Source organism: Mesorhizobium sp. M7A.F.Ca.US.007.01.2.1 (assembly GCF_003998165.1).
Taxonomy (GTDB): Bacteria; Pseudomonadota; Alphaproteobacteria; order Rhizobiales; family Rhizobiaceae; genus Mesorhizobium; species Mesorhizobium ciceri.
Genome location: NZ_RZQP01000267.1, coordinates 1 through 7,600, shown reverse-complemented (window position 1 = coordinate 7,600; position 7,600 = coordinate 1). Strand labels below are relative to the sequence as shown.

Genomic DNA, 7,600 nt, shown 5'->3' with positions numbered 1-7,600 from the left:
CTTCGGCAGCAACGTGTCGAACAGGCGCAATTTGGCGCGGTGATAATCCTCGATGGTCGGATGATAATCCATATGGTCGCGGCCGAGATTGGTGAAGCCGCCGGCGGCCAGCTTCACGCCGTCGAGGCGGCGCTGGTCGAGCCCATGGCTGGAGGCTTCCATCGAGGCGTGGGTGACGCCGGCATCGGCCAATTCCTGCAGCAATTGATGCAGGGCGACCGGATCGGGTGTCGTCAGCGAACCATAGTCGTTGCGCCCAGGCGCCACCACGCCGGTGGTGCCGATCGAAGCGGCGGCATAACCGGCTTGCTCCCAGATCTGCCTGGTGAAGGCTGCGACCGAGGTCTTGCCGCTGGTGCCGGTCACCGCGACCATGATCTCAGGCTGCTTGCCGAAATAGCGTGCCGCACTCTGCGCCAGCGCCAGGCGCGGATCGTCGACCGCCAGCACCGGAACCGGGAGCCCGGCAATGGTGCTGCCCTTGCCCGCCACGATCGCGGCCGCACCGCGCGCGGCGGCATCTGCGGCATAAACGGCACCGTCGGCCTTGGTTCCGGCGAGCGCAAAAAAGACAACGCCCGCTTTTACCTGGCGGGAATCCGAAGAAATCCCTGTAACCTCCAGATCGACGGAAGCTATTCCCTCGACGGGCAGGATACCGGCTAGATCTCTGAGCTTCATCGAGTCCCGTTCACCGCAACAAAATAGCGCGCTGTTGCCGGCGCGCCCTAAGAATCACTGATAGGAAACCAGCGTTGCACCATTTTCATGGCTGAAATCTGGCTTCACGCCAAGCATGGCAGCTGAACGCCTGATGATATTGCCGGCCATAACCCCAGCATTCGCAGCCGCGACATCCGTCATGCCGGGCTTTTCCGGGTGCGGGGCATCGGCAATGGTAAACACCAGATACTGCGGATCGTCCATCGGGAAGGCGGCGACGAAGGTGTTGAAATTCAAGTCCTTCGAGTAGCGGCCATTGATGACCTTCTCGGCGGTTCCGGTCTTGCCGCCAACGCGGTAGCCGGGGACTCTGGCGTTTCTGGCAGAGCCCTTTTCGGCATTGAGCGAATAGAGGTAGCGCATGCCTTCGACGGTCTTTTCGCTCACCACTCTCTTGGCGGTGGCCATCGCTTCCGCCTGCGTCCGCACCAGAAAGGTGGGGTTCATCAGGAAGCCGCCATTCATCAACGCCGCGCAGCCCACAGCCGCTTGCAGCGGCGTCGTCGACACGCCATGGCCGAAGGCGATGGTGAATGAATTGACCTGTTTCCAGACCTTCGGTTCAGTCGGACGGGCAGTCTCCGGCAATTCGGTCTGCATCCTGTCCAGAATGCCAAGGCGATGCAGGAATTCGCGATGCCCCTCGATGCCGACCATCTCGGCTTCCCTGGCCGACCCGATGTTGGACGAGTAGAGGAACACCTCCGGCAACGACAGCACACGGTTCTTGCCGTGGAAATCGTGAATGGCCTGATGGCCGACCCGGATTGGATGCGAAGCATCGAAGCGGCTCGCCATCGTCGCTTTGCCGGAATCGAGCGCCATGGCTGAGGTGAAGCTCTTGAAGGTCGAACCCATCTCGTAGAGGCCCGCCGACATGCGATTCAGCCGGTCCTTGTCTTGTGCGTTGTAGGGATTGTTCGGATCAAAATCCGGCACCGAGGCCATGGCCACCACTTCGCCGGTCTTGACGTTGAGCACAACGGCGCCGGTGCCCATGGCACGATAGCGCTCCAGGCCGGCGGCGATCTCGTCGCGCACGACATGCTGCACGCGCAGATCGATCGAAAGCTTTACCGGCTTGAGATCCTTGGCAATGGCAAGGCCCGACGCCTGCAGGTCGCTCAGCCCCTGCTCGTCGACATATTTCTCCATGCCGGAGATGCCCTGGTTGTCGATGTTGGTGAGCCCGACAATGTAGGACGAGGTCTCGCCGCTCGGATAGAAGCGGCGCTTTTCGGTGCGGAAGCCGAAACCGGGAATGCCGAGCTGCATGATGTCGGACTGTTGCTTGGGCGTCAGCTGCCGCTGCAGCCAGACGAAACCGGCGCCGCTCTTCAGCTTATGGTAGGTCTGCTCATAGTCGATGTCCGGAAGCACCGTCGACAGCTTCTCGATCGCCTCGTCGGCGTCGACAATCCGGCGTGGTTCTGCAAACAGCGACGCCGTCTTGATGTCCGTGGCCAACACTTCGCCGTTGCGGTCGACGATGTCGGGCCGCGATGCCGTCACCCGGCTCTGCGGACCGCCCGACATATCGGGGGTCTGGAAGCCGAGATAGACCAGCCGCCCTGATATGGTCGAGAAGATGCCGAAGAACACCGCCATCGTCATGACGATGCGCGTCCTGCCCTTGCCGCCGGTCGCCTTGCGGGCGCCCTCGACCACGATCGATCCATCTTCACTCGTCCTGGCGCGACGTTTCAGCAGTTTACCGATCATTGGGCGATGCCTCCGGTCACCACGGGATCCCTGCCGTCCGACGGCGCCTTGCCGCCCGAACTATCAGCCATGCCGCCCTGGCGTCCCGACAAGATGTCCTGGATGTCAAGGGATTTGGCCGGCAGGTCGCCGACACCGCCGATCTGGCGGGCGCTGACCGGCTCGAGTTCGAGCTGCGACTTGTAGAGTTCGGCGAGCTTCTGCAGCCGCGACGGCTGGGTAAGCAGGCTCCAGTCGGCCTTGAGCAGGTCGATCGTGTCCTCCTCATAGCGTATCTGCGCATGGATCTTCTGCACGGCGGCCAATTGTTCCTCGGCCTCGCGCTTGGCCTTGTAGGTAAGGGCCGCGACCGCAACCATGACGGCGATCAGGACAATGTCGCTGGTACGAAACACTTAGCTACCTCTCCCCCGGCCGGTCGATACCGGGAAGCTTTGGAAGGCCGAAAATCGAAAAGTCGCTGCCGCGCGCCGGCGCCTGGGTGCGGACCGCCGCGCGTAGCCTGGCCGAACGGGCGCGCGGATTGGCCGCCACCTCGGCGTCGCCGGCCGTCACGCCGCCGCCCGCCTTGCGGAACGTCGCGGTGCGCGCATGCGCCTCGGGCAGGTGACGCGAGCCGGTCGCGACATCGGCCCGGTCGGCGATGAAACGCTTGACGATGCGGTCTTCCAGAGAATGGAAGGTGACCACGGCGAGCCGTCCGCCCGGCTTCAGAGCGCGTTCGGCCGCAAACAGGGCCTTGGCCAGTTCGCCAAGCTCGTCATTGACAAAAATGCGCAGCGCCTGGAAGACGCGCGTCGCCGGATGGATCTTGTCCTTCGGCGCCCGGCCGATATGCGTCTCGATGGCGTCGGCGAGTTCCAACGTGCGCTCGAACGGGCGCTTTTCGCGGTGCGCCTCGATCATGCGGGCAATGCGTCCGGCATGGCGCTCCTCGCCGAGGAAGCCGAAGATGCGGGCAAGATCGCCCGGCTTGAAGGAATTGACGACGTCGGCGGCGCTGAGGCCCGATTGCGCCATGCGCATGTCGAGCGGCCCGTCGGCGCGGAACGAAAACCCGCGCTCCGCCTGGTCGAGCTGCATCGAGGACACGCCGATGTCGAGCACGATCCCGTCGGCGCTCTCGACATGTTCGTCCAGCGTCGAGAACGGCGCCTGCACCAGCCGCAGCCGACCACCCGACTGCACTTCAAGATCGCGCCCGGCCGCAATGGCATCCGGATCGCGGTCGATCGCCACCACGGAGGCGCCTGTCGCCAGAATGGCCCTGGTGTAGCCGCCGGCGCCGAACGTGCCGTCGATGATGAGGTCGCCCTGCGCCGGCACCAGTGCTTCGAGCACTTCGGCAAGGAGGACCGGAATGTGGCGGGCCGATCCGCCAACGGCGTGCCCATCTACGGCGCGAGGAAGGTCATCGCCGTGGCCTGCCGTCATTCCGGTCGCTCCCCAGGCTTCGTCCCCTGCCGAAGCTGCAAAAGCCGTGCCCGCGCCTGCGCCCCATAGGCGGCAAGCCGTCCCGGCTCCCAGATCTGAAAGAAATTGCCGCGCCCGACAAAGGCCACTTCCGCCGAGATGCCGGTGTGTTCGCGAAGGAAATCGCTCATCGTGATGCGGCCGTCCTGGTCGAGTTTCAAGAAGGTTCCGTCGCCATGGCAGAAGAACGACATATCGTCCGCCGTCTGCAGGAAGGGATCCTCGAGCGCTATGCGCTGCTCGTAGCGGTCGAGCAGGTCGAGCCCGCCGACATCCATCGCCGGCAGGTCCAGGCAGCGCAGCGCATAGAGTTCCGAATAGCCGCGCTTCTGCACGACGGCACGGAAATGCGCGGGAACGGACACCCGCCCCTTCGCATCGATCCTGCTCACCGTGTTTGACAGAAACCGGTCCATTAAACGCTACAGCCGCTTGCGCCGCCGCACCCCTCTGCATCTTGTCGCACGCGCCGCCGCAGCGCGTTCCCTGCCCCGTATCAGCCTCGTCCGCACAGGCAAAAACCAGCAAACGCGCAGCCGCCGCGGCTGCCCGATTGGCGTACGCTTTACCCTGACACGGAACGAAGGCTTTGATGTCTGGATGGGATATCATGGGGCACTATGGGCGTCAACGGGAATAGGCTTCACAAACACGCGCGCCCCGACCAAAGAGAGCAGCCGTGACGACACGTCTCGTCTTTATGGTCTATTAAGCCTAACGAAGCGTTTAGAGCCGCCTGGCCCAACCGGACGCGCCTTGCCGCGAGCCGCTGCCGGGCATAGCGTCTCGCCACATCCAGCCGGTCACCAACAGGGTCTGAAATTCGATGTCTGAAACAGCAAAGTCACGCGCTGCAGCGCTTCCTCACCTGCGTCGCAGCGGGCTTGCCATGGGCGATTCCATTCCCCTGCCGCTGACCATGGCCGCCATCTTTCATGCGCCCGGCGACGCCACCGGCTTCAACCAGTACGGGCGATTCAGCAACCCGACCTGGGACGCGGTCGAGCATATGCTGGCCCATCTGGAGGACGCGCCCTGCGTCGCATTCCCTTCCGGAATGGCGGCAATCTCGGCGGCGTTTTTTGCCGTGCTCAAGGCCGGCGACCGTATCCTGCTGCCATCGGACGGCTATCACACGACACGAGCGCTGGCCGAGCGCTTCCTCAAGCCGCTCGGCATCACCTATGATGCCAGGCCGACTTCGACCTTCCTCGATGGCGGCTTCGATGGCTATCGGCTGGCATTTGTCGAAACCCCTGCCAATCCGGGGCTGGATATCTGCGATATCGCCGCCGTTGCCGATGCTGTCCACAAAGCCGGCGCGATCCTTGTGGTCGACAACACGACCATGACCCCTCTCGGCCAACGACCGCTCGACCACGGCGCCGACATCGTCGTTGCCGCCGACACCAAGGCACCCAATGGCCATTCCGACGTGCTGTTCGGCCATGTCGCCAGTCGCAATGCCGATATCATCGCCGCCGTGACCGGCTGGCGCGAAGTTTCCGGCAGCATTCCCGGTCCGTTCGAAGCCTGGCTGGTGCACCGCGGCCTGGAGACACTGGATGTGCGCTTCGATCGCATGTGTTCCTCGGCGGAAGTCATCGCGCGGCGACTGCAGGGCCACAAGGCAATCAGCGGCCTGCGTTATCCCGGGCTTGAAGGCGACCCGTCGCACAACCTAGCCCGCGCCCAGATGGAGCGCTTCGGCTTTCTCATCTCTTTCGAACTCGCCTCGGAAGACAAAGCCGAGGACTTCATCAACAATTGTGCCCTGATGCAGGCCGCGACATCCTTCGGCGGCGTCCACACCTCCGCCGAGCGGCGCCTGAAGCGAGGCGATGCGGTCTCCGCCGGTTTCGTCCGCCTCTCGGTCGGCTGCGAGCCGGTGGAAGAGCTCTGGAAAGCGATCGAGACGTCGCTGGACGGGATCAGCGGCTCCCGGCTCGGATGAACGGCCGGACAGGCTTGAATCAACAGGCGCGCCCGAGGGCGCAACCTGCTGATTTCAAGAGATTTCTCTTGATATCGGGGGAGAGAAATTGCCAGCTGGCCTGTAAGCCGGGTTCTGTATGGCCCTCGTCCCTTGCGAGGCGAGAACGTGGCGGCCATTCATCTTGGGCGCATGTTGCCATGCGCCTCACGCAACCTACCCGGACGGTGAGCCGGAAACAGCCCTCGAGGGTTTCCCCTCGCACCGTCCCTATTCGGTCTTGCTCCCGGTGGGGTTTACCGTGCCGCTCCTGTTGCCAGTCGCGCGGTGGGCTCTTACCCCACCCTTTCACCCTTGCCCCGAATCCGGCAAGCCGGATCGTGGCGGTTTGCTTTCTGTGGCACTTTCCCTGGGGTCGCCCCCGCCGGCCATTAACCGGCACCGTGTTTCCATGGAGCCCGGACTTTCCTCACCCACGACCTTTCGGCGTTTGCGGGTGCGGCCGCCCAGCCAGCTGGCAGAGCGTATAAAGGGGTTCACGCCCGAAAACGCAAACGAAAAAGCTGACTTATGCGGGCGATCCAAGCGCAGCCATCTGCACCTTGACCTTGCCGCAATAGGCTGCCGACACGGGGTTCATCCGCGTTGCGGCGTGCCCGGCATTGTATTTCAGAATGGTGCCGCAGGTCGTGCCGCCACCGAGGCTCCGTGCCATGGCAAGGTATTTCATGCCGTATTTGATGTTGGTGTCGGGATCGAACAGGCCCTTGGCGGAGCCGCTATAGCCCATCATCCGAGCCGTGGCCGGCTTGATCTGCATCAGGCCGATCTCGCCGGCGCTGCCGACGATGTTGGGCCGGTAGTTGCTCTCGATCTTGATGACCGCCGAGGCGAGCGACACGGGCACGCCTTCGATCGCCGCATAGCGGGCAACGATTGCGGAATACTGGCCGCTGCTCGCCACCGCGGCCGTCGACTCCGCCGCGTTCCTGAGGCCGATCGATGCCGTTCTCGTCATGTCGACGGTCTTGCGGCCGCGCTTCGTCTGCCTTTTGGCGATGGACTTCTTCGGTTTGGACCAGCTTGCCTTTTCCGCTTTGGCGGAAGCCCGCTTCGTCTCCGCTTTGGCGGATGCCTGCTTTGTCGCCTTGGCGTCGTGGCCTGCCTTGCCGCTTTTTGCGGATACCACGGGAAACCCTTGATCGGCCCGCGGGCTGAATGACGCTGCATGCGCCGCACTGAAGGCAAAAGTCATTACGCCGGCAGCAAGAGCTGCCGTTAAAACGGTAAATTTCTGCATGTGATCCTGTTCTGTCTGAACCGCGCGAAGATGTTCACGCAGCAACGCCTAACCAACGTCGGAACAACCCGGGGGGGCTTGGGGTCCGACATCTACACGTCAGCCGTTTGACGCCCGAATTGGTGTCAAACAAGGCCAGGCAAGTCACTTTGAGTGACAGCCTGTAACTTAAGGATTGGAAAGAATTGCTTGGGAGAGGTCTCCCGGGGATTAGCGCTTCACGGAAGCAAGCAGCCTTTGCAGCGTCCGCAGCGTCGAGCCGTCGGCAACGCCGTCCACCTTGCGCGGCCGGAAATGCCGTTGGAAGGCTTCGACCACCGCCTCCGTCTGCCGGTCGAAAACGCCGGATATTTCAACGCCATAGCCGTAGAGCGCCAGCATCGACTGCAACGCTTCGATATCGCCGCCGGTGTCGCCGGTTGTCAGAGTAGCGCCTCGCCTGACGGGGG

Annotated in this window: 8 protein-coding genes and 1 other RNA gene; 1 reads left to right on the top strand and 8 read right to left on the bottom strand. The window is 63.3% G+C overall.

Going from position 1 to position 7,600, the window contains the following annotated elements; translation table 11 throughout:
* The 5 genes from EN949_RS30445 to mraZ form a co-directional block, all read right to left on the bottom strand.
* Positions 1 to 681: Mur ligase family protein (locus tag EN949_RS30445; RefSeq protein WP_245472547.1), on the bottom strand; the 681-nt coding region annotated here is incomplete at its 3' end.
* Positions 682 to 735: 54 nt separating this feature from the next.
* Positions 736 to 2,445, bottom strand: a complete 1,710-nt coding sequence (locus EN949_RS30440; RefSeq protein ID WP_013530951.1) for a penicillin-binding protein 2 — start codon at positions 2,443 to 2,445, stop codon at positions 736 to 738.
* Positions 2,442 to 2,840, bottom strand: a complete 399-nt coding sequence (locus tag EN949_RS30435) for a hypothetical protein (RefSeq protein ID WP_013530950.1) — start codon at positions 2,838 to 2,840, stop codon at positions 2,442 to 2,444. Before EN949_RS30435 ends, EN949_RS30440 begins: the two co-directional genes overlap by 4 nt.
* A gap of 4 nt (positions 2,841 to 2,844) precedes the next feature.
* Positions 2,845 to 3,879 (bottom strand): 16S rRNA (cytosine(1402)-N(4))-methyltransferase RsmH, encoded by a 1,035-nt coding sequence (rsmH, locus tag EN949_RS30430; protein ID WP_127370815.1) that lies wholly within the window; start codon positions 3,877 to 3,879, stop codon positions 2,845 to 2,847.
* Positions 3,876 to 4,334, bottom strand: a complete 459-nt coding sequence (gene mraZ / locus EN949_RS30425) for a division/cell wall cluster transcriptional repressor MraZ (RefSeq protein ID WP_013530948.1) — start codon at positions 4,332 to 4,334, stop codon at positions 3,876 to 3,878. Before mraZ ends, rsmH begins: the two co-directional genes overlap by 4 nt.
* Positions 4,335 to 4,744: 410 nt before the next feature.
* Between mraZ and EN949_RS30420 the strand changes: the two genes are divergently transcribed.
* A complete protein-coding gene (locus EN949_RS30420; protein WP_013530947.1) occupies positions 4,745 to 5,872 on the top strand; it encodes a cystathionine gamma-lyase in 1,128 nt (375 codons plus the stop codon).
* Positions 5,873 to 5,959: 87 nt separating this feature from the next.
* On the opposite strand, the gene rnpB is transcribed toward EN949_RS30420, so the two are convergent.
* The 3 genes from rnpB to EN949_RS30405 form a co-directional block, all read right to left on the bottom strand.
* Positions 5,960 to 6,369: RNase P RNA component class A (gene rnpB, locus EN949_RS30415), an RNA gene on the bottom strand.
* A gap of 50 nt (positions 6,370 to 6,419) precedes the next feature.
* Entirely contained in the window at positions 6,420 to 7,151 is a 732-nt protein-coding gene (locus EN949_RS30410; RefSeq protein WP_013530946.1) for a lytic transglycosylase domain-containing protein, read from the bottom strand.
* A gap of 210 nt (positions 7,152 to 7,361) precedes the next feature.
* Positions 7,362 to 7,600: peptidoglycan-binding protein (locus EN949_RS30405; protein ID WP_206534978.1), on the bottom strand; the 239-nt coding region annotated here is incomplete at its 5' end.

What these genes read in the sequence shown, in the direction of transcription:
- mraZ (WP_013530948.1), bottom strand. Translation starts at nt 4,334, where the DNA reads ATGGACCGGTTTCTGTCAAACACGGTGAGCAGGATCGATGCGAAGGGG.
- EN949_RS30440 (WP_013530951.1), bottom strand. Translation starts at nt 2,445, where the DNA reads ATGATCGGTAAACTGCTGAAACGTCGCGCCAGGACGAGTGAAGATGGA.
- EN949_RS30410 (WP_013530946.1), bottom strand. Translation starts at nt 7,151, where the DNA reads ATGCAGAAATTTACCGTTTTAACGGCAGCTCTTGCTGCCGGCGTAATG.
- rsmH (WP_127370815.1), bottom strand. Translation starts at nt 3,879, where the DNA reads ATGACGGCAGGCCACGGCGATGACCTTCCTCGCGCCGTAGATGGGCAC.
- EN949_RS30420 (WP_013530947.1), top strand. Translation starts at nt 4,745, where the DNA reads ATGTCTGAAACAGCAAAGTCACGCGCTGCAGCGCTTCCTCACCTGCGT.